The 19,463-nt window shown below is 57.0% G+C and carries 14 protein-coding genes; 9 read left to right on the forward strand and 5 right to left on the reverse strand.

The annotated features are described in order from the left end of the window. Positions 1 to 2: 2 nt before the first annotated feature. The 3 genes from FHS83_RS14165 (at position 3) to FHS83_RS14175 (ending at position 6,572) form a co-directional block, all read left to right on the forward strand. Positions 3 to 3,488 (forward strand): 5-oxoprolinase/urea amidolyase family protein, encoded by a 3,486-nt coding sequence (locus FHS83_RS14165; RefSeq protein ID WP_167083590.1) that lies wholly within the window; start codon positions 3 to 5, stop codon positions 3,486 to 3,488. After that, positions 3,488 to 5,275: an allophanate hydrolase gene (gene atzF / locus FHS83_RS14170; protein ID WP_208414784.1), complete on the forward strand. Its 1,788-nt coding sequence runs from the start codon at positions 3,488 to 3,490 to the stop codon at positions 5,273 to 5,275. The genes FHS83_RS14165 and atzF overlap by 1 nt, the downstream gene beginning before the upstream one ends. Positions 5,276 to 5,360: 85 nt before the next feature. Then, complete coding sequence (locus tag FHS83_RS14175) at positions 5,361 to 6,572, forward strand: lipase family protein (protein ID WP_167083592.1); 1,212 nt, start codon at positions 5,361 to 5,363, stop codon at positions 6,570 to 6,572. 62 nt (positions 6,573 to 6,634) lie between these two features. On the opposite strand, the gene FHS83_RS14180 is transcribed toward FHS83_RS14175, so the two are convergent. The 5 genes from FHS83_RS14180 to FHS83_RS14200 all read right to left on the reverse strand — a co-directional run bounded on the left by FHS83_RS14180 (position 6,635) and on the right by FHS83_RS14200 (position 11,563). After that, positions 6,635 to 7,423 carry an ABC transporter permease subunit gene (locus tag FHS83_RS14180; RefSeq protein WP_208414786.1) on the reverse strand — a complete coding sequence of 263 codons (789 nt, stop codon included), beginning with the start codon at positions 7,421 to 7,423 and terminating at the stop codon, positions 6,635 to 6,637. Then, positions 7,420 to 8,265, reverse strand: a complete 846-nt coding sequence (locus FHS83_RS14185) for an ABC transporter permease (protein ID WP_167083593.1) — start codon at positions 8,263 to 8,265, stop codon at positions 7,420 to 7,422. Before FHS83_RS14185 ends, FHS83_RS14180 begins: the two co-directional genes overlap by 4 nt. Beyond that, positions 8,262 to 9,302, reverse strand: a complete 1,041-nt coding sequence (locus FHS83_RS14190) for an ABC transporter ATP-binding protein (RefSeq protein ID WP_167083594.1) — start codon at positions 9,300 to 9,302, stop codon at positions 8,262 to 8,264. Before FHS83_RS14190 ends, FHS83_RS14185 begins: the two co-directional genes overlap by 4 nt. 4 nt (positions 9,303 to 9,306) lie before the next feature. Continuing rightward, positions 9,307 to 10,422: an ABC transporter substrate-binding protein gene (locus FHS83_RS14195; RefSeq protein ID WP_167083595.1), complete on the reverse strand. Its 1,116-nt coding sequence runs from the start codon at positions 10,420 to 10,422 to the stop codon at positions 9,307 to 9,309. Positions 10,423 to 10,609: 187 nt separating this feature from the next. Next, positions 10,610 to 11,563: a LysR family transcriptional regulator gene (locus FHS83_RS14200; protein ID WP_167083596.1), complete on the reverse strand. Its 954-nt coding sequence runs from the start codon at positions 11,561 to 11,563 to the stop codon at positions 10,610 to 10,612. A 240-nt stretch (positions 11,564 to 11,803) separates the two neighbouring features. On the opposite strand from FHS83_RS14200, the gene FHS83_RS14205 reads away from it, so the two are divergent. The 6 genes from FHS83_RS14205 (at position 11,804) to FHS83_RS14230 (ending at position 19,360) form a co-directional block, all read left to right on the forward strand. Next, positions 11,804 to 12,460 (forward strand): cysteine hydrolase family protein, encoded by a 657-nt coding sequence (locus FHS83_RS14205; protein WP_208414788.1) that lies wholly within the window; start codon positions 11,804 to 11,806, stop codon positions 12,458 to 12,460. Positions 12,461 to 12,480: 20 nt separating this feature from the next. Beyond that, complete coding sequence (locus FHS83_RS14210) at positions 12,481 to 13,254, forward strand: MBL fold metallo-hydrolase (RefSeq protein ID WP_167083597.1); 774 nt, start codon at positions 12,481 to 12,483, stop codon at positions 13,252 to 13,254. A 217-nt stretch (positions 13,255 to 13,471) separates the two neighbouring features. Then, positions 13,472 to 15,784 (forward strand): TonB-dependent receptor, encoded by a 2,313-nt coding sequence (locus tag FHS83_RS14215; protein ID WP_167083598.1) that lies wholly within the window; start codon positions 13,472 to 13,474, stop codon positions 15,782 to 15,784. Positions 15,785 to 15,854: 70 nt separating this feature from the next. Beyond that, complete coding sequence (locus FHS83_RS14220; protein ID WP_167083599.1) at positions 15,855 to 17,642, forward strand: ABC transporter ATP-binding protein; 1,788 nt, start codon at positions 15,855 to 15,857, stop codon at positions 17,640 to 17,642. 175 nt (positions 17,643 to 17,817) lie between these two features. Continuing rightward, entirely contained in the window at positions 17,818 to 18,417 is a 600-nt protein-coding gene (locus FHS83_RS14225) for an RNA polymerase sigma factor (protein ID WP_167083600.1), read from the forward strand. Beyond that, positions 18,389 to 19,360: a FecR family protein gene (locus tag FHS83_RS14230; protein WP_167083601.1), complete on the forward strand. Its 972-nt coding sequence runs from the start codon at positions 18,389 to 18,391 to the stop codon at positions 19,358 to 19,360. Before FHS83_RS14225 ends, FHS83_RS14230 begins: the two co-directional genes overlap by 29 nt. Positions 19,361 to 19,463: the final 103 nt, after the last annotated feature.

A 19,463-nucleotide genomic window follows, 5' to 3' on the forward strand; every position in this document is an offset into this window, starting at 1 on the left:
TCATGTTCAAAACGGTCCTCATCGCTAATCGTGGAGAGATTGCCGGCCGCATCATTCGCACGCTCGATAAGATGGGTATTGCGAGTGCTGTGGCTGCTTCCGATGCGGACCGTTTCACCCCGCCTATGTTGGCTGTTGGGCGCGTTATCCGGCTGGGCGGTGGCGGCGTTCAGGATACCTACCTCGATGCCGACAAGATAATCGCGGCGGCGCAAGCGGCAGGTGCAGATGCGGTGCACCCCGGCTATGGTTTTCTGTCCGAAAATGCCGATTTTGCGGAGCGTCTGAACCGCTCAGGTATCACCTTTATCGGGCCAAGGCCGGAACATATCCGCGCCTTTGGTTTGAAACATAGCGCGCGAGAAATTGCTTTGGCTTGTGGCGTGCGGTTGCTGCAGGGCAGCGGCGTGCTTCGCCACTTTGATGAGGCGATGGCTGAGGCGGCACGTATTGGCTATCCGGTGATGCTGAAAAGCACCGCTGGCGGCGGTGGCGTCGGCATGCAGCTTTGCCATTCGCCCGAAGAGCTAGCAGATCGGTTTGATCGCGTGGCGCGGCTCGCGGCGAGCAATTTCGGTGATGGCAGACTTTATATAGAGCGTTATGTGGCCAGCTCGCGGCATATCGAGGTGCAGATCTTCGGCGATGGTAAGGGCGGTGTTGTCACCTTGGGGGAGCGTGATTGTTCCTTGCAGCGGCGCCATCAAAAAGTGGTGGAGGAGGCACCGGCCCCCAATCTTTCTCAATCTCTCCGCCGGTATGTGCACGACGCCGCCATCGCGCTTGCGCGTCATGTCAATTATGCTTCCGCGGGTACGGTCGAGTTTGTTTATGATGTGGAACGCGCTGAAGCCTATTTCCTCGAAATGAATACACGCCTTCAGGTCGAGCACCCGATAACAGAAGAATTGTATGGCGTCGATCTCGTGGAATGGATGCTGCGGCAAGCTGCAGGTGAACTCGTCCTGCCGAACCAGGAAAGCCTGGTTCCGAGGGGCGCGGCGATAGAGGTGCGGCTATATGCAGAAGATGCCGTCCACGATTTCCGTCCTTCGACCGGCACCATTACGGCCGTTCAATGGCCGGAAGGTACGCGGGTGGAAAGCTGGGTAGCGCCCGGTGTGGACGTATCGCGATACTACGATCCCATGCTCGCCAAGCTGATTACGCATGGCGAAAGTCGTGATATAGCTTTGGAAAAAATGCGTGCTGCACTGGCGGAAACAAAGCTCTGGGGCATCACAAACAATCTTTCCTATCTCGATGCGACGCTGTCGATGGAGGCATTTGTCGCGGGTGAGGTGGTAACCTCGAGCCTAAGCCACTTGGCATTTAGCCCTGGTGTTGTCGAAGTGATTGCTCCTGGAACCTTTACCGGCCTGCAGGACTGGCCGGGGCGCTTGGGGTATTGGTCTGTCGGAGTTCCGCCATCCGGGCCGATGGATGATCGCGCCCATTGTATCGTCAATCAAATCGTCGGCAACGCATCTGGCGCTGCTGCCCTGGAATGCACCTTAACCGGTCCAACTTTGCGATTTGGGCATGATTGTGTGATCGCGCTGGGCGGCGCAAAGATGCAGGCGATGCTGGATGGCCTGCCTGTTCCATATTGGCAGGCTATCGAAGTGCGTGCGGGGCAGGTACTCAGTTTAGGAGAAATCCAAGGCCCCGGGATGCGCAGCTATATCGCTGTGCGTGGCGGTTTTGACGCGCCACTCTATCTTGGGGCACGCGCGAGCTTTGCGTTGGGCGAATTCGGCGGGCCTGCGACCGGAATCTTGAAGGCGGGGCAACAGCTTTCCTTTGCGCAAGATTTCGTGGAGGGCCCGCCCGCCGTTGTGAGTGATATCCCTCAACTCACCCGCAACTGGGATATTGCTGTTCATTATGGACCTCATGGCGCGCCGGAGTTTTTCGCGCCAGATGATATCGATGATCTTTTCTCGGCCGAGTACGAGGTTCATTTCAACAGTGCGCGCACTGGCATTCGCTTGATTGGTCCTCAGCCGCGTTGGACGCGTGCGGATGGCGGCGAGGCGGGGCTGCATCCCTCCAATATTCACGACAATGCTTACGCTATCGGCGCGATTGATTTTACTGGCGACATGCCAATTATTCTCGGCCCGGATGGCCCAAGTCTGGGCGGCTTCGTTTGTCCTGCCGTGGTGGCGAAAGACGAACTGTGGAAGCTCGGCCAGCTTCGCCCCGGCGATAAGCTCCACTTTCATCCTGTTGATCATGTCACTCGCAAACCCATAAAGCCGAAATCGGATCGTCTACGTGAGCTTCCGGATGTGGTTGTGCGCCGGGCAGGTGACGAAAACATTCTGGTCGAATTCGGCCCTATGGCGGTTGACTTTGCGAGCCGTCTGAAAGCGCATCTATTGATGCAAAGCCTGCAATACGAGAAGGGCCTTATCGACTGCACGCCAGGAATCCGCTCTCTTCAGATTCATTACAACAGCGAAGTGTGGCGCGAGGATAAGCTCCTCGACGCGATTAGCGAACGTGTCGCCGCTTTGCCTTCGCCCGAAAGCGTCATAGTGCCAAGCCGCATTGTGCATCTGCCGCTCTCCTGGAATGATCCATATACCCAGCTTGCGATGCGAAAATATCAAGAGTTGGTGCGGCCCAATGCGCCGTGGTGTCCGGACAACATAGAGTTCATTCGTCGCATCAACGGGCTTTCGTCTGAAGCTGAAGTTCAGCGCGTGCTCTTCGACGCATCTTACCTTGTGCTTGGGCTTGGCGACGTCTATCTCGGCGCACCGGTGGCAACTCCGCTTGATCCGCGCCATCGCCTAGTGACCACAAAGTACAATCCGGCGCGCACCTGGACTCCGGAAAACGCGGTAGGAATTGGCGGCGCTTATCTTTGTGTTTATGGCATGGAAGGGCCTGGTGGCTATCAGCTTGTCGGACGCACCATTCAGATGTGGAACCGCTGGCGAAAGACGGCGTGCTTCGAAGAGCCATGGCTGTTGCGCTTCTTTGATCAGATCCGCTTCTTCCAGGTTTCGACAGCTGAGCTTGCCGAGGCGCGTGAAGCTTTCCCGCATGGCGCTTACCCCTTGCGGATCGAGACCTCGACCTTCTCGCTCGCCGCGCATCGGGAGTTTCTCTCCACGCATGCAGACTCCATTACAGCGTTCAAATACTGTCAGCAAAAAGCGTTCGAAATAGAACGGCAGCGCTGGTGCGACGATGGACTGGATATTTTGGTGGCCAACGGGGCCGCTGCAGATAGCGATGAAGCCATTCCGGTCGGTGCAACGCCGGTTTATGCGTCTACGGCAGGATCTGTTTGGAAACTGGAAACGGCACCAGGAGCCCATGTCGCCGCCGGTACAACAATTCTCATCACAGAGACCATGAAAATGGAAATCGCTGTTACAGCACCCTGTAGCGGCAAGCTGCTGCAGTTGCGCTGCCAGCCCGGGCAAGTGGTGCAAGCCGGACAACTTCTGGCACTGATCGGAGTGACTTGATGCAAGCCATAACTCTTGCCGGTTTGAAGGCGACGTATGCCAAAGGGACACGTGTAAGCGATGTGATGGCGGAGGTGCTGCGCCGTATCGATAGCTATAAAGATCCCGCGGTTTGGATTTCCCGTGCCAGCTCGGAGGCGGTCATGGCCCGTTCGGCGGCACTCGACGCAGATCCTTCGGCGCGCGCATTGTCGCTTTTCGGTGTGCCCTTTGCTGTAAAGGACAATATCGATTGTGCCGGCTTTCCCACAACGGCGGGTTGCCCGTCCTTCGCTTACGCGCCATCGGAAAATGCAACTGTAGTGGAGAAGCTGCTTGCGGCGGGCGCGATTTTGCTGGGAAAGACAAATCTCGATCAGTTTGCAACCGGTTTGGTCGGCACGCGTTCGCCTTATGGTGCGCCGCGCTCGGTGTATGATACGCGGTATATTTCGGGCGGCTCGAGTTCCGGCTCGGCTGTTGCGGTGGCGGCCGGTTTGGCGGCGTTTGCGCTCGGCACGGATACGGCGGGCTCGGGCCGTGTGCCAGCTGCCTTCAACAACATTGTTGGGCTCAAGCCGACGCGCGGGCGGCTTTCAGCACGCGGTGTTGTTCCAGCCTGTCGCAGCCTCGATTGTGTTTCGATATTTGCTAATACGGTAGGTGACGCGGCAATCATTGCAGCAGTGGCTGAAGGTTTTGATGCGGCTGATCCCTTTTCGCGGCCCATGCCCGCCGTGCTCGCGCCACCGGATGCGTTCCGGTTCGGCGTGCTACCAGTCGCCTCGCGCGATTTTCTCGGTGATGTGGGGTGTGCCGCGCTTTACGACGCGGCGATTGCGAGGCTTGTCTCTTGCGGTGGTACGCCGGTGGAGTTCGATTATGCGCCGTTCCGAGATGCTGCGGAACTTTTATATGATGGTGCTTGGGTGGCCGAGCGGACGGCGGCTGTTGGTGATTTCCTCGATGCCCACGAATCCGGTTTGGATCCGGTGGTGAAGGCGATCGTTGCCAGCGGGCGCCGGTTCAGTGCTGTAGATGCTTTCACAGGCAGTTATCGGCTTGCCGAATGCCGCAATAGGGCCGATGCGGAATGGGAGAAGATGGATCTCATGCTTCTTCCTACAGCGGCTGTGCATTATACCCTTGATGAAATCACCGCGGATCCTATTCGAAGGAATAGCCATCTCGGGCGTTTCACCAATTGGGTCAATCTTCTTGATGCTTCCGCCATCGCGGTGCCCGCGGGGTTTCGCGACAATGGCTTGCCTTTCGGCATTACTCTGCTGGCACCTGCGGGTGGGGAGGTCGGGCTTACAAATTTGGCGCAGCGCTTTCACGCTGCCAGCGCAACTGGGGCGGGGCTATCGCGCACGCCGGTCACGGTTGAGCCGTTGTCGCTGCTAGATAAGGGTGTCGATCTCTTCGTTGTTGGCGCTCATCTCAGCGATATGCCGCTGAACAAAGAACTGCGGGATCTAAAGGCGCGTTTTGTTACCGCTGCGCAGACCGCACCGGATTATGAGCTGTACGCGTTGGCCAATACCACACCCCCAAAGCCAGGAATGGTGCGTGCGCCAAGCGCGGATGCGGCATCTATCGCAGGCGAGGTGTGGCGGTTGACGCCGGAAGCCTTTGGCCGCTTTGTGGCGAAAATCCCGACACCGCTCGGAATCGGCAAGATCCACCTTAGCGATGGAAGCGAAGTCAGTGGCTTTCTCTGCGAGCCTATTGCCCTTCAAGGCGCGCGTAACATCACAAGCTTTGGCGGCTGGCGCGCCTTTATCGCATCGATGACGTCAATATAGAAAAGTGAGGTTGATTGTGGCGGAAGACAACACCATGCGCCGGGCACCAAGAATTTTCAGCTTACCGATTGCGGCGTTGATTGGAATGTCGCAACTTTCCGCGGCGCCAGTACCCGCTTGGTCCGGCGATGGCGGGGTTCCGGCATTCTACACCTGGACCGGGGCCATACCCGTAAAGCCGGGCATTTTCCTCCGCGGTGAAGCATTGTCCTCCGAGATGTCGCTGCCGGATGCCGGTATAGCTTTGCGCATCCTCTACACCTCTACCGGCTGGCCGAAGGCGAAACCCATCACCGTCTCTGGGGCTCTCTTCATTCCGAAAGGAACACCGCCTAAAGGCGGCTGGCCTCTGATCGCCTGGTCGCATGGCACCACGGGTTATGCAGATGTGTGTGCGCCATCGGCGCGGCCGCGTTCTGAGCGCGATGCCAAATATCTCAATGATTGGCTGAAGGATGGCTATGCCATCGTCGCCACCGATTATGCGGGGCTCGGCACGCCAGGGCCGCACCCTTATCTGCAATATAAGTCGGAAGGCATGTCTGTGCTTGACAGCATCCGCGCGGTACAGGCGAAATTTCCCGAGCTGAGCCGCGACGTGCTTACTATGGGTCAAAGCCAGGGATCTGGCGCCGCACTGGGCGCAGCCTTGATTGCGCCTGACTATGCGCCGGAGCTGGAGATCAAAGGCACGGTCGCCACCGGCATAGTTGCAGCCACCACGGCAATCGGCAACGCGCCGCAGGTGAAGGATGCTGAGATTTACACATCGCCCAAAGACTATAGCAACACCGCTTATGAGGTCCTGTTCTTCCTCGGCACGGTGCGCGCGAGCAATCCCGACCAAATCAAACCCGACGATTACATTTCCAAGAGGGGCTGGCCAATGCTGGAGAACGCGCAGCATAGCTGCTTTCGTGATCTGGCGAAGGACGCGCAGACCATGAAAATATCAGTCGCGGATTTCTATAAGCGCCCGATTGATAATCTCGAGGCCATTGCCGATAAGACGAGAAACTTCCCGAACGTCCATATCAAAACGCCTGTTTTCATCGGCACGGGTTTGGCCGATACCTCCGCCAAAACCTCTAAGCAGTATAATTTTGTTTCGGCGATGTGCGCGGCAGGTACCACAGTGCAATGGCATTATTATCCGCACGCCACCCACAGCAGCGCCTTGCCGCGGGCGCGTGTGGATTCACCCACTTTCGTGAAGACTGTTATGCAGGGTAAACGTGCCGAGAATATGTGCGCCAAGCTTGTGCCTCCGGGGCCTATCCAGACGCCGGAAGAATAACAAGATAGTTCAGGGAAGACGCCAGCGCCGCGGAATCATTGCCCTCGATTCCGCGGCATCTCTTATTCCTTGCCGCCGAGCAGTTTTGGCAGATCGCCAATCACCGCGATTAGGCTGAAGGCGCCGATCCCCACCAGCATGAATAGCACCGCGCCTACGCACATGGTCGGTTGAAATCCCATCCGCAGGCTGTTGAATACTTTGATCGGCAATGTCTGGATCATGAAGCCCGAGACCATATTGGCGATGATGTATTCATTCAGGCTGACAATGAAGACAAAGACAAAACCGCAAGCAACGTAAGGCGTGATGATCGGGCGTACCACGGTGCGCAGCACATCGCTCTCATTGGCGCCCATTAATGCGGCGGCTTCGATCAGCGCTGGATCTATGGTGCGAAAGCCCATGCCGATAGTGGCCAGCGGCATAGTGGCAAACACAACCGCGTGGCTGAAGACGATATCCTCCAGACGGCCAATAATGCCGAGCCAGCTGAAGAACACCAGGAACACGATTGAAACAACGATGGCTGGCAGAAGAAAGGAGAGGCGGGCTAGCCCATCCAGTAATGCTCCAACGTGCGAAGCATATTTCCAGATCGCGTAGCAGATCGGCAAGGCGATGCTGACCGATGCCAGCGCGGCAAGGATCGCGATCCGCAAGGAGTTGATAAAAGCAGCCATCCAGTCTGGATCATTAAAGAAATAGCTGTACCAGGTAAGGCTGGCATTCTCCGGTGGAAAGCGGATTTGCTGCACGTTGTTGAGGCTAACTCCGGCCACGATTAGAAGCGGCGTCAAGAGGAAGGATGCAAGCGTCATAAGAAAGAAAAAGCGCAGCGTGCGTGTCACAGCCTTTTTTTCCTTCCGGTAAGGAGGAGAGTGAAGAGGGCAATGGTCGCAGTCGCCAGCATCAGCAAAACGGCCATGGCGGCAGCGCGCGGCAGGTCATGCCCGGCTTGTGCGGTCGATCCGATCAACACCGCCAGGGGCCATTGCTTTGGGGCTCCCAGAACAATCGGTGGCGCATAAGCGCCCATGGTGAAGATGATGGCTAGCAGCACGGTCATCGTCGCGGGCGCGCGAGCCATCGGCACAATCACGGAGAAGAAGGCCTTAAAGGGCGAAGCGCCCATGGTGCGCGCGGCTTCCACTAAGCTGTTGTCGAGGCGTGACAGCGAGGGATAGAGCGTCAGCACGGAAAAGGGGAGCATTAGATAGATGAGGCACGAAAGCACCGCTCCGCGGCTGGGTGTCAGCGACATGGGTTCGGCCATTATGCCGAGCATGACCAGAATATTCGAAAGCCCAATTTTCTTGGACAACATAACCTGCCAAGCAAAGGCGATCAGCACGTCGGAAAGCGTCAGGGTGGTCAGAAGAAGAATGAGCCAAAGAATTTGCGCCCGCCGCCGCATGCGGGTGATGAAATAGGTCAGCGGAAAACCCAGAATTAGACTCGCCGCGGCCACTGAGGCGGAGAGCTCTATGCCGTTCAGTATGGCACCGAAAACTTCCGGCTGAACCAGCGCGCGATAGGCGGAGAGGGTAAAGCCTTCTGCCCAAAGCCCTGCGGGATCATAAGGCGCCAGCGAAATGCGCAGTAGAAGAAGAAAAGGGAACGCCGCAAGGCTGATGAGCAGAAAGCCGGGCCATGCAAGAAGCGCACTCTGTTTCAGCCAGCTCGTCTTCATGTGGAGAGCACCGTTGCTGCGTCGGGCGAAATATTGATATGTACGCTCTCACTCCGGGCGTGCGCGTTCCACTGGGCTGGATCGAGGCTGGCGAGAAGCTCCTGATTTTGGCAGATCAAACGCAGTTCGATCCGTCCGCCCACATCACGTACAAATTTCACAGATGCCTCGATACCATCCTTGGCGAGGTAAATGCCTTCTCGGCGCACCGCGAGGGTAGCGTTGTCGCCACTCTTCAGTGCGGCCGGAACCGCTTTCACAGAAAGCGTGCTTTCACCCCAGACAACATTTCCTGCATTGGCGACCTTTACCGGTAACAGATTGCTGCGGCCAATGAAGCTTGACACAAAGATGTTGGCAGGATTGCGATAGAGTTCGGCGGGGGCGCCGATCTGCTGCACCACGCCGTCGGCCATCACCACCATAATATCGGCAAGGGTCATAGCTTCCCGTTGATCATGGGTGACAAGGATGGTGGTGATCTTCAGCGCACGCTGAAGCTGGCGAAGTTCGACCTGCATGTGGTCACGTAGCTCCGCATCCAGTGCAGAGAAGGGTTCATCCATCAGGAACAGCATCGGTTCCTGGGCCAAGGCTCGAGCTATGGCGACCCGCTGACGCTGGCCACCAGAGAGTTCGCTGATTTTTCGGCCGCCAATATCCGGCAGCCTTATCAACGCGAGCAACTCATTGACGCGCGCCTTTTCCTCGCGGGAATCGTAATTGCGCAGTGAAAGCGCATATCCGATGTTTTCCGCCACCGTCAAAAAGGGGAACAGTGCCAGGGACTGGAACACCATGGCGAAGTTGCGCTGATGCACCGGTCTTGCTGTGATATCGGCGCCATCGAGAAAAATGGCGCCGGATGTCGGCTGCTCCAGCCCCGCTATAATGCGTAAGAGGGTGGTCTTGCCGCAGCCTGATGGCCCCAGGATACAAACAAACTGACCTTGCGGCACGGTGAGGGAGGTGTCGTGCAGGGCGGTACGCTTGGCAAAAGCCTTGCGGATATTTTTGACCTCTAGGCCTAAGGGCATCGGGTTATCCGGTGATCATGTTGGTGAAGCGCTGCTCGATATAGCTCGTGAATTTGAAGCGCGCTTCGGTGGCGGTCGGAATGGAGGGGATTTGTGAGGAGACCGCGGCGAATTCGGTATCGCTTAAGGAAAGCTTGCCACGCTCCATCACTGGGGCTGAGCCGACATGGCGCGCGATTAGCTCCTGTGCCCGTGGCGTGCACATGAAGTTAAGGAATTCCGTGGCTTCGTCGGTTTTGCGCGACGCGCTGGGCTGACACCAGGCATTGGTCGCCTCCACCGCGCCCTCCTTGGGGAATATCGAAACAACGTCAGAGCCGTTCCGGCGCATCACCATGGCGGTATCGTGCATATAGGTGCCGCCCAGAACCTCATCATTGATCAGAGCCGTCTGCATGGTGCCTTCGTCCTGCCACCACAATTTGACGTTGCTCTTCATCTCGCCGATCTTGGCAATGACCTTGTCGATACCTTCTTTGGTCTCCAAGATCTCATTTCCTCCGAAATGCAGCTTGGTGGCGATCTCCAGAATGAGCGAGGTCGATCCCGACATCACGCCAAAGGCTGCTTTGCGCGGCTGCCATAATACGCTCCAGCTATCGGGCGCTGGCTTCATCTCTTTGGGATTGACCACCAAGGTCATGTACCAGGACATCGCCGCGACATGATCGGGGTGTTGGCCGAAATCGGCGCTAAAGCGGGGCTTCAGCGCGCGGACATTCGACAGGCGTTGCGTATCTTGCACTCGCCATAGCCCTTGGGCCCGGCCGCGCAACACATCGACAGAAGACGCGCAGCAAACATCCATCGGAGGATTACCTGCCTTGTTTGCTTCTGCTAGTTGAAAAAGAAAATGTGCGCCTTCCGGTTGTTCCTGGGATTGCACGGCAATGCCGCTGGCCTTGGTGAATTCGGGATAGATGTATTGTGCAAAGCTGCGTTCGAAGAGGCCGCCGAAAGTGGAAACACGCAAGCTGCGTGTGCCGCTGTGTTTCACAAAAGGGGCGCCGGTGAGGGCATAAACGCCGCCTGCCAGTACAATGCCGCCTGCCGTCCAGCCCGCCTTGCGCAAGAAGTTTCGGCGACTGGCCCGTTGGCGGTGGTCGGTCGGAGGCGCCATGTCCTAGCTCCTTGCCTTGCGCATGCTTTGATCCCAGTCATCAGGGTGATGGCAAGGCGAGAGGCCGGGGAATATCAAGCTGTACAACATCAGTTATCCGTAGACGAAACTATCACGCCACTCAGCCCCAACGTTGCGTGAAGCAGTGTGGGGCTCGTGGCGCCAAGATGAGGCTTTGCTGTGCAGCTCAGCCCAATTTTCCGGCATTCACACCCTCCTGCCGCCATGGCAAAGAACGCACGCGCATAGCATCTACGATTTCGAGAAGCGCTAAGGTGCGCGGAGAAGAGGTGTCGCGGCGGGTGATCAGTTCGATGTCGGTCGTGAAGCTATAGACGTCCGGAATGATCGGCTTGAAGTTCTGCAGCCGCCAATGTGACTTGACATAGTGGTCCGGCAGCGAGCCGAGGTAATGCCCTGAGGCGATCATGATTGCGACGGATTCCATCGTGTCCACCGAAGCAGTTTGGTGCAATTCGCTAGAGCGGAAACGATCGCTATCGGTAAGGAAGGTGTAGCCCGCCTTATCGCAGCTCTGAACGTCTTCAACGGTCATGTCGCTCTTGGCATAGAGCGGGTGCGACGGCGCACAATAGAGGTTGGAATGCTCTTTATAGAGCAGGCGATGATCTAGCTGGTTGATATGCCGACGTCCAATGACCATGCCCACATGCAGCGTGCCGTCCAGAACGCTCTGCTCAATTACATTCGATGTGGCCGTAGTTATATGAAATTCCACGGAAGGGTAGAGTTTGCGGAACTCGCCCAGAACCTCTGGAAAATTCATCGCCGGGTCGGCGAGAACGGAATCTATCACCCCGATCTCGATCGTGCCGCGCAGCTCGGTATGCATGCTGCGGATATTGGCTTCGAATTGCTCGAGATTTGAGATCAGGTGCAGGCTCGATGCATAAACATGCCGCCCCTCGTCGGTCAGGGAAAAGCCCGTCCGCCCGCGCCGGCACAGTCGCACCCCCAGACGGGTCTCAAGGTCTTTGACATAGCGGCTGATCGAGGGCAGGCCGAGTTGCAGTTCGGATTCCGCGGCCGCAAATCCTCCGCAGCGCACCACAGCGCAGAAAATCCGCAGGAGGCGGATATCACCATCGCCGATTCTGCCAGTGAAGGTTTTCAGCTTCATAGTTTCGAACCTCGACAATCGTTTTTGTTCAACTCGCCATTCTCGCTCCCGCTTCAGCCCTTCAGTGTAAGGACCGTGCCCGGATGCGTGATCGATAACGCTGCAAGGCACATACCAATTTTGGTCCTCAACACAGGGTCCGCCAATTTGGGTCCGTATGACGACTGCCAGAGTGAGTGCCTCGTCGATGCCTGACTCCAAAACCGGCTCGAACATTTGAACGAAGGATGGCGTCTAGAAATGAAGATGAAGCAGGATATCGCCAAGCAACCGATGATTGTCGGACAACCCGTGCTGGTCATGGTCGACTTTCAGGGGAATGGCGGCAGCGGCGGATATGTGCCTGGCGTGGAAGGCGGCGTTCCGCATGTCGGCACGCTGGAAGAGCGCAAGCAGCGCATGGCGCGCGCCAGAGAGCTGGTTGACGCTGCGCGTGATGCGGGAGTTCCGGTTGTATTCATCCAAGAAGTGCATCGTCCAGATGGCGTTGATTTCGGGCGAGAGCTTGATGGCGATGAGGATGTGCACTGCGTTGAAAATCTGCCTTCGACAGCGATCTCCATGGAAATAGGCTATCGCCCGGGTGATTATCACATTCCTAAGCGGCGCTATTCGGCCTTTTACGGCACCGATCTTGAAATCCTGCTCAAGGGCCTGAAGGCGCAGACCTTGATTCTCACTGGCGGCCTTACCGACGTCTGCGTGCACTACACCTTTGTCGATGGTCACCAGGGCGATTACTACTGCCGTGTGGTCGAGGATTGCGTCGGCGGTTCGAGCCAGGAAGCCCATGACGCCTCGCTGCGGGCAATGGAATATCTGCAGGCCGGCGCTCGCCGCAAAGCCGCAGAAATCCTCGAGGCGTTCAAGGCGATAAAGGCCTCGAAAGCTGCTTGAACCATAGCGGTCCTTTAACGATGGCGCTTAAGCTGCCCATCGCTAAAGAGTGGTTTGTAGAAAAGCCGCTTGGCGATGGGCTGACGCTGATCCGCGAGCCGTATGTTGCGCGCGTCCTGCGCTGCAATATCTGGCATCTGCGTGGCCGGGATCGCGATCTCCTGATTGATACGGGCATGGGAATCGTGAGCCTTATGGCGGCGTTCCCAGAGCTCTTTTCGAGGGCGCCGCTGGTAATCGCCACCCATGCGCATGGCGATCACATCGGCTCTCTATATGAGTTTTCCGAGCGTGCCGCGCATGCGGCGGCTTGTGCGATTCTATCCAATGCTAATGAATCCCGCAGTCTTCTTCGCGAGGACTGGCCCGCGCGTGCAGTCGAGATGCTGAGGCGGGCCGGGTATCGCATTCCGCGCGCGCTCCTTTCCGCTGTGCCGCATGAGAGCTTTGATATCCGCAACTTGCCGCTTTATCCGGCGCCACCCACGCGCCTTTTAAATGAAGGCGACATAATCGATCTCGGAGACCGTCAGTTCTCGGTGCTGCATTTGCCCGGTCACACGCAAGACAGCATCGGGTTGTTTGAGGAAGCCACCGGCACCCTCTTTTCGGGCGATGCCATCTACGACGGGCCGCTCCTCTACGAACTGAGCGACAGTGATTTAAGCGCCTACGCCATCACGATGCGTCGCCTGATAGAATTACCCATCCGGCTCGTGCATGCCGGGCATGATGCGAGTTTCGGAAAGAAACGCCTTTTATCGATTGCGCGAAAACATCTGGAGCATTGGTAAAGATGAAGCCTTGTGCAGCCTCTGCTCAATCGAAAGCCGATGCGGGCTTTTGTGCCTGCTTTTTTGGCGTCCACGGTGTTTTCGAAGCCATGGCTGTCATCGAAACTTCGCGGCGCGGGCAATTTCGTTTTCAAACGCAAAGATGCTTCAGCTTGGCTCATTTTGTTAGCGTCTACAACAGTGGGGAAGTTAGCCTCTTTGATTAAGGAGACTGGTAATGTCCGCAGTGCATAAATTGAAAGAGTCTTTGTTATTGTGTTGTGCTGCGGTCGTTCTGACAGGGGGCGCCGTAGCCGCCGAGAATGCCGGCGGCACGACGACTATTCTGGAAACGGTGACGGTAACTGGGCAAAAGCGCACTGAAACCCTTCAGGAAGTGGCGCAGAGCGTCAGTGTTTTGGGCGGCATGCAGCTTGAGAACCAGCATATCGCGACCTATGCTGATCTCGCTTCAGCCATTCCAAATCTGTCTTTCACAAGCTTAGGTGCGCCGGGGCTCTCCAATCTCGAAATTCGCGGCATCTCTTCCGACGTGGGCACTTCGACTGTCGCTATCTACCTGGACGATACGCCGATCACTATTCGAAATCAGGCGTTCTATTCCGGCCAATCTGAGCCGCAGCTCTTTGATCTTGCGCAGGTGGAAGTGTTACGCGGCCCGCAAGGCACGCTTTACGGCGCCAGTGCCATGGGCGGGACTATTCACTTCGTTTCAAACCCGGTGGATCTTTACAGCTATGGCGGGTCCGCTTCTGCTGATGTCTCCGGGACTGAGCATGGCGGTGCGAATTTCAGCGCCAAAGGCGTTGTCAATGTCCCATTAATCGATGGACAGCTTGGCTTGCGTATTGGCGTCGCCATTACCCATAACAGCGGCTATGTCGATCACGTCGACTCCAGTGGTCATACCCTGCGCAACGACATCAATAGCGATGAAGAGAAGGTTGTGAAGGCTTCCATCCTTTGGAAGCCGACCGAGCGGATTTCCATCACGCCGTCGATTTTCTACCAGCGCACGGCGATCGGCGATACCGGCCTGATTTCCCTGAACCAGGCTCCCTACAAAACGGACAAGCTGGTGAAGGAGAGCGGCGCCGATACGCTAGCCATCCCGAGCCTGAAAGCGGAATATCACTTTGATTGGGCCGATCTTGTCTCGGTGACGAGCTATGCCTATCGCCATTTCCCACGCGTGACTGACGGCACGTATTTTAACAGCGAATATATCGGCGGTTATGTTGACAACATGGGGGTCAAGGGGCTGGATGGCAAGCTCGATGGCGCCCAGCTTGGTGCGTTGCCCGGGCCGGTCTATAACGCGATTACCACGCGCCAATTCACCCAAGAGGTGCGTCTGGTCTCACAGCCTCACGATCCTAGCGCGGCGCTGCCCGTCACCTGGATTGCCGGCCTCTACTATTCAGAGGGCAATAAATACGGCAAGTCGTCCCAATATATCACCGACTTCAATACCACGGTCGCCAAGGTCTATGGCATGACCTCGAAGGATCTTCTGGGGGATGATATTCCGAACGATCTTTTCTACCAGTTCGACAACCAGACCAAGGATTATGAATATGCGGCTTTTGGCGAGGGCTCCTATTATTTCACGCCCGGTCTGAAATTCACCGCGGGGTTGCGTTATCTTTACGCCCGCTCGACCGGCTATGGCACTTCGAGCGGCTTCTTCGCGGGTGGCAGCAAGCCCGCATTGAAGGTGGCAAATTTCCACGCTCTCACGCCGAAGTTCTCGCTGAGCTATGACGTCCAGTCAAACCTCACGGTCTATGCCTCGGCGGGGAAGGGCTATCGCCTCGGCGGCAATAATCCAAATGTTCCCTCTGGCTTTTGCGCCAAGGATTTGGCGAGCTATGGCTTAAGTGCCGCGCCCAAGACCTATGATCCTGATGAGCTGTGGAACTACGAAGTGGGCAGCAAAGGTACATTCCTGGGCGGCCGCCTGTCACTCAACACCGCGCTCTATGACATCGAATGGAAACACATGCAGATCGATGTGCCGCTTAATACCTGCGGCTTCGATTTCACGGGTAATATCGCCAATGCGCGCAGCTACGGTGTTGAGCTTGAAGCCATGGCGCAGATCAGTGATGCACTATCGGCGGGCATCTCTGGCAACTATACCCATGCGACATTTACAGAGGATGTGGCGGGTCTCGGTGTGAAGAATGGTGACCAGGTGCCTGGCGCGCCGCGTTGGTCGCTTAATCTCTGGGCGGAATACCGTCGCAAGATATTCGAAGGCAGTGAGAGCTTCCTCAGGGCAAGCTGGCAGGCGACTGGTGAAAGCCACGGCACCTTCAATGCCAAGAATGCCGATTTCAAACGTCCTGTCTACAGCACCATCAGCGCGCGCTTGGGCACGGATATCGGTAATTGGGAAGTTGCGCTTTACGGCCAGAACCTGCTCGACACATATAAGATCGTGCAGAGGCCATCCAACAATTATGTGCCTGGCGGCTATACGATGCGTCCGCGCACCCTCGGTATTTCCGCTTCAGTCAATTACTGATCCCGCAACACCGCGCGACTCCCGGGCTTTGGGGCCCGGGTGTCTTGCCCCTTAGAACAGCGTCACTGCCATGGCAAAAATCGAAGTCGACGGCTCATTCTCAGTCGACATGTTCCGACGCGTTTTCAGCTTCTGTCTGCATCAGTGGAAGCGCCAGCCGATCCTGATCCCTTCGATGATGCTGTCGATGCTGCTTGCGACGGTATGCGATGCCTTTGTACCGGTTTATGCGGGCCATCTGATCGATGCTCTGCAGTTGGGTCTTCGCGGGAAGGATGCGGCCTTTCACGCCATCTTGATGATCTTCGTGCTCGCGATGATCCTGGTCACTTTTCGCTATCTCGCGCTTTATCTTCTCAATCATTCTTCGACCAGAATCATGCCGTGGATCATCGAGGGAGCCTTCGCGCGGGTACAGAAATTTTCGACAAGCTGGCACAATTCCAATTTTGCGGGTTCCACCGTGCGCAAGATCACGCGCGGGGTTTGGGCGTATGATCTTTTGGCCGACACGGTATTGCTTGGATTCTTTCCCGCTTTTGTGATGCTGGTCTCTGTGACCATTCTGATGGTTTGCCGCTGGCCGCTGATGGGTGGATTGGTGGCCGCGGGTATTGTCATTTTTGTGAGCGTATCGGCGGCCTTTGTGTTGCGCTTCATTGTGCCTGCAGCGCGCAAGGCCAATGCCGCCGACTCACGCATTGGTGCGGTTCTCACCGATGCCATTAGCTGCAGCGCTGCGGTGAAAGCATTCGCTGGTGAAGCGCGGGAGGAGGAAAGGCTGGCAGAAACCGCGGCTGTCTTTCGTAAGTTGACTTTCAACACCTGGAACCGCAGCTTGATTGCCGGTTCGACGCAAACCACCATGACGGCGTTGTTGCAGACGGGTATGGCCGTGTTCGCAGTCTGGCTTTGGCTGAACGGCAAAGCATCTACGGGCGATGTCGCCTATGTGCTTGCGACCTTCACCTTGATCCAGGGCTATTTGCGCGAGATGGCAACTCATTTCCGCAATTTGCAAAAATCCGTCAATGAGATGAGCGACGTAGCCGCCATTGCCATGCTGCCGGTGGAGGTGTGTGATATTCCCAGCGCGCGGCCGCTGATCACCAAGGCTGGGGCAATCCGCTTCGAGAATGTGCGCTTTCGCTATGCCGCCGGCGAGAAGGATATCTACGAGAATTTCTCCATCGACATTGCGCCAGGCGAGCTGGTCGGGCTGGTGGGGGCGTCGGGCAGTGGCAAAAGCACCTTCGTCAAGCTGCTGCAGCGCCTTTATGACGTGCAGGAGGGGCGCATTTCTATCGACGGACAGGACATTGCCTCGGTAACGCAGGAGAGTTTGCGGCGTGCGATCTCTTTGGTGCCGCAGGAGCCGGTCCTCTTTCACCGCAGCCTTGCCGAAAACATCGCCTATGCCCGTGTGAATGCCACGCGTGAGGAGATTATCGCAGCGGCCAAACAGGCGCGGGCGCATGACTTTATCGCGCATTTGCCGGAAGGCTATGAAACCCAAGTGGGCGAACGGGGCGCCAAAATTTCTGGTGGCGAGCGCCAGCGTGTAGCCATTGCCCGCGCGGTTCTATCCGATGCCCGCATTCTGGTTTTTGATGAAGCAACCTCGAGCCTCGACAGTGTTTCCGAAGCATTATTACAGCAGGCGCTCGAAACGATCATGCGCGGCCGTACCACATTGTTCATTGCGCATCGCCTTTCCACCTTGAAGGTGGCCGACAGGATTTTGGTATTCGATAATGGCCGCGTCGTCGAGATGGGGTCTCATTTGGAGCTTATGGCGCGGGCGGGGCAGTATCGAAGACTGTTTGATGTCCAAACAGATGGCTTGGCCGCGCAGTAACGCGGTCGCACTACAAGCCTCGATAGGCGGCTGCTTTGGCGAGGCGTGTTGTACTAGACGGCTAATGGCGTCACATACCCGCCGAGCGTCGCAAAAAATTCATACAGCGATTATTCGGGCAGGAAATTGCATCGCGCTGCTTGCCAATTGGCATTGCACTGTACTAGCTGGGGGCATGAGCCGGGATTTTGACGAGAGAGCGCTATGGCTGGCGCGCGTTGTGCTACCGCATGAGCCAGCGCTTCGCTCCTGGCTCAAGACTCGCCGCGTCATCGCTTTTGAGATCGACGATATCGTCCAGGAGGCCTATGCCAAGCTGCTGTCCTTGGAGAATGTGGCCGATGTGCGCGATCCCAAGGCATACATATTCCAGGTAGCCCATTCGATTTTGGTAGATCATATCCGTCGCTCTCGGGTGGTGCCGATCCGGGTGGCAGGCGATATAGACCTCCTGGAGGTGGAATCCCCGGGGGCGTCACCCGAACGGCAATTAGCGGACCGAGACGAGCTGCGCGAGTTAAGCAGCGCCATAGCGTCTATGCCGAATAAGGTCCGGCTGGTGTTTGTACTGCGCCGCGTGCATGGGCTTGATCACCGCGAGATTGCGCGCCGTCTCGGCATCAGCAAGAAGACGGTAGAAAAGCGCATGTCCGCGGGGATCCGGCATTTGACGAATTTTTTCACACAGGGAGGGGTTGGGCATCCTCAAACGTCTAACGACAGGGGCAAGCCGTTGCGCGCGAGACATGATAAGACAGACACGGCAGAAAATTGACGATCTCGCTGCGGATTGGGCCGCCAAGCTGGACACGGGCGCGTTGTCGCCAGAGGATGATGCTGCGCTTCAGGCGTGGCTCAAGGCGGATCCACGCCATTTGGGGGCTTTCGGAAAGGCACGCGGGCTGGCGCTGTTCAGCGAGCGGGCTTGCGTACTGGGCGAGAAGGATCTGTTGCAAGCTCCTTCGCCACGCTTAGATCGGCGCAAATTGCTTTGGAGCTGCGGGGCCAGCATCGCGGCGGCGGCGTCTATCGCGCTTTATCCGCCAGTAGCTTCATGGATTATGGGCGAGCGGCTTTACACGACACGGGTTGGAGAAACCCATGTGGCGATTTTGGAGGACGGTTCCGTCCTGACCTTGAACACCGATACCAAGATCGGGGTGCGCTTCAAAAAGGGCGAGCGCAACATCATGCTCTATCGCGGCGAAGCGCTGTTCGATGTCGCCAAGGATAGGAAGCGCCCGTTCATCGTGCATGCACGCGACACCCAAGTACGGGCCGTCGGTACCAGCTTTACGGTTCAGGATCTGCCGGGAAGGCCGGTGCAGGTCTTGGTGCGCGAGGGCGTTGTGGAAGTTCGGCTCAAAGATATGCCTGTTCCCGCCCGCCTTGCCGCCAATATGCAGGCCGTGGCGCTTCCAAATGCGGCAATCTCCAAGAAAGTCCTTCCGACCGGAGATGTTGAACGCGGGCTTGCTTGGCGTGCAGGCCGGATCGCGTTTGAGGGCATATCGCTTAAGGATGCGATCAGCGAATTCGCGCGGTACAACGACACGCCCATTATCGTCGATGACCCTCAGCAGGCGGATCATCGCATTACCGGACTTTTTATCTCCAATGATCCGGTGCGCTTCGCAAATGCTGTCGCTATCGCGCTCGACCTTGAAGTCGAAATGCGAGGTGACGCCATTCATCTGGTCAAGCCTTTGCGGCGCTGAGCCAGGGCGATCCTGTCGTCACCTTGTAAAACGTTTATGACATGCCGGGGGCATCTCGAAGCTCAACCGTCTCACTGTTGCACGGGATGGTGCTGTCTTTGAT

This window comes from Rhizomicrobium palustre (genome assembly GCF_011761565.1).
Classification (GTDB): Bacteria; Pseudomonadota; Alphaproteobacteria; order Micropepsales; family Micropepsaceae; genus Rhizomicrobium; species Rhizomicrobium palustre.

Excerpts from the sequence above, each read along its gene's own strand:
- FHS83_RS14165 (WP_167083590.1), top strand. The coding sequence starts at position 3 with ATGTTCAAAACGGTCCTCATCGCTAATCGTGGAGAGATTGCCGGCCGC.
- atzF (WP_208414784.1), top strand. The coding sequence starts at position 3,488 with ATGCAAGCCATAACTCTTGCCGGTTTGAAGGCGACGTATGCCAAAGGG.
- FHS83_RS14175 (WP_167083592.1), top strand. The coding sequence starts at position 5,361 with ATGTCGCAACTTTCCGCGGCGCCAGTACCCGCTTGGTCCGGCGATGGC.
- FHS83_RS14185 (WP_167083593.1), bottom strand. The coding sequence starts at position 8,265 with ATGAAGACGAGCTGGCTGAAACAGAGTGCGCTTCTTGCATGGCCCGGC.
- FHS83_RS14190 (WP_167083594.1), bottom strand. The coding sequence starts at position 9,302 with ATGCCCTTAGGCCTAGAGGTCAAAAATATCCGCAAGGCTTTTGCCAAG.
- FHS83_RS14195 (WP_167083595.1), bottom strand. The coding sequence starts at position 10,422 with ATGGCGCCTCCGACCGACCACCGCCAACGGGCCAGTCGCCGAAACTTC.
- FHS83_RS14200 (WP_167083596.1), bottom strand. The coding sequence starts at position 11,563 with ATGAAGCTGAAAACCTTCACTGGCAGAATCGGCGATGGTGATATCCGC.
- FHS83_RS14205 (WP_208414788.1), top strand. The coding sequence starts at position 11,804 with ATGAAGATGAAGCAGGATATCGCCAAGCAACCGATGATTGTCGGACAA.
- FHS83_RS14210 (WP_167083597.1), top strand. The coding sequence starts at position 12,481 with ATGGCGCTTAAGCTGCCCATCGCTAAAGAGTGGTTTGTAGAAAAGCCG.
- FHS83_RS14215 (WP_167083598.1), top strand. The coding sequence starts at position 13,472 with ATGTCCGCAGTGCATAAATTGAAAGAGTCTTTGTTATTGTGTTGTGCT.
- FHS83_RS14220 (WP_167083599.1), top strand. The coding sequence starts at position 15,855 with ATGGCAAAAATCGAAGTCGACGGCTCATTCTCAGTCGACATGTTCCGA.
- FHS83_RS14225 (WP_167083600.1), top strand. The coding sequence starts at position 17,818 with ATGAGCCGGGATTTTGACGAGAGAGCGCTATGGCTGGCGCGCGTTGTG.
- FHS83_RS14230 (WP_167083601.1), top strand. The coding sequence starts at position 18,389 with ATGATAAGACAGACACGGCAGAAAATTGACGATCTCGCTGCGGATTGG.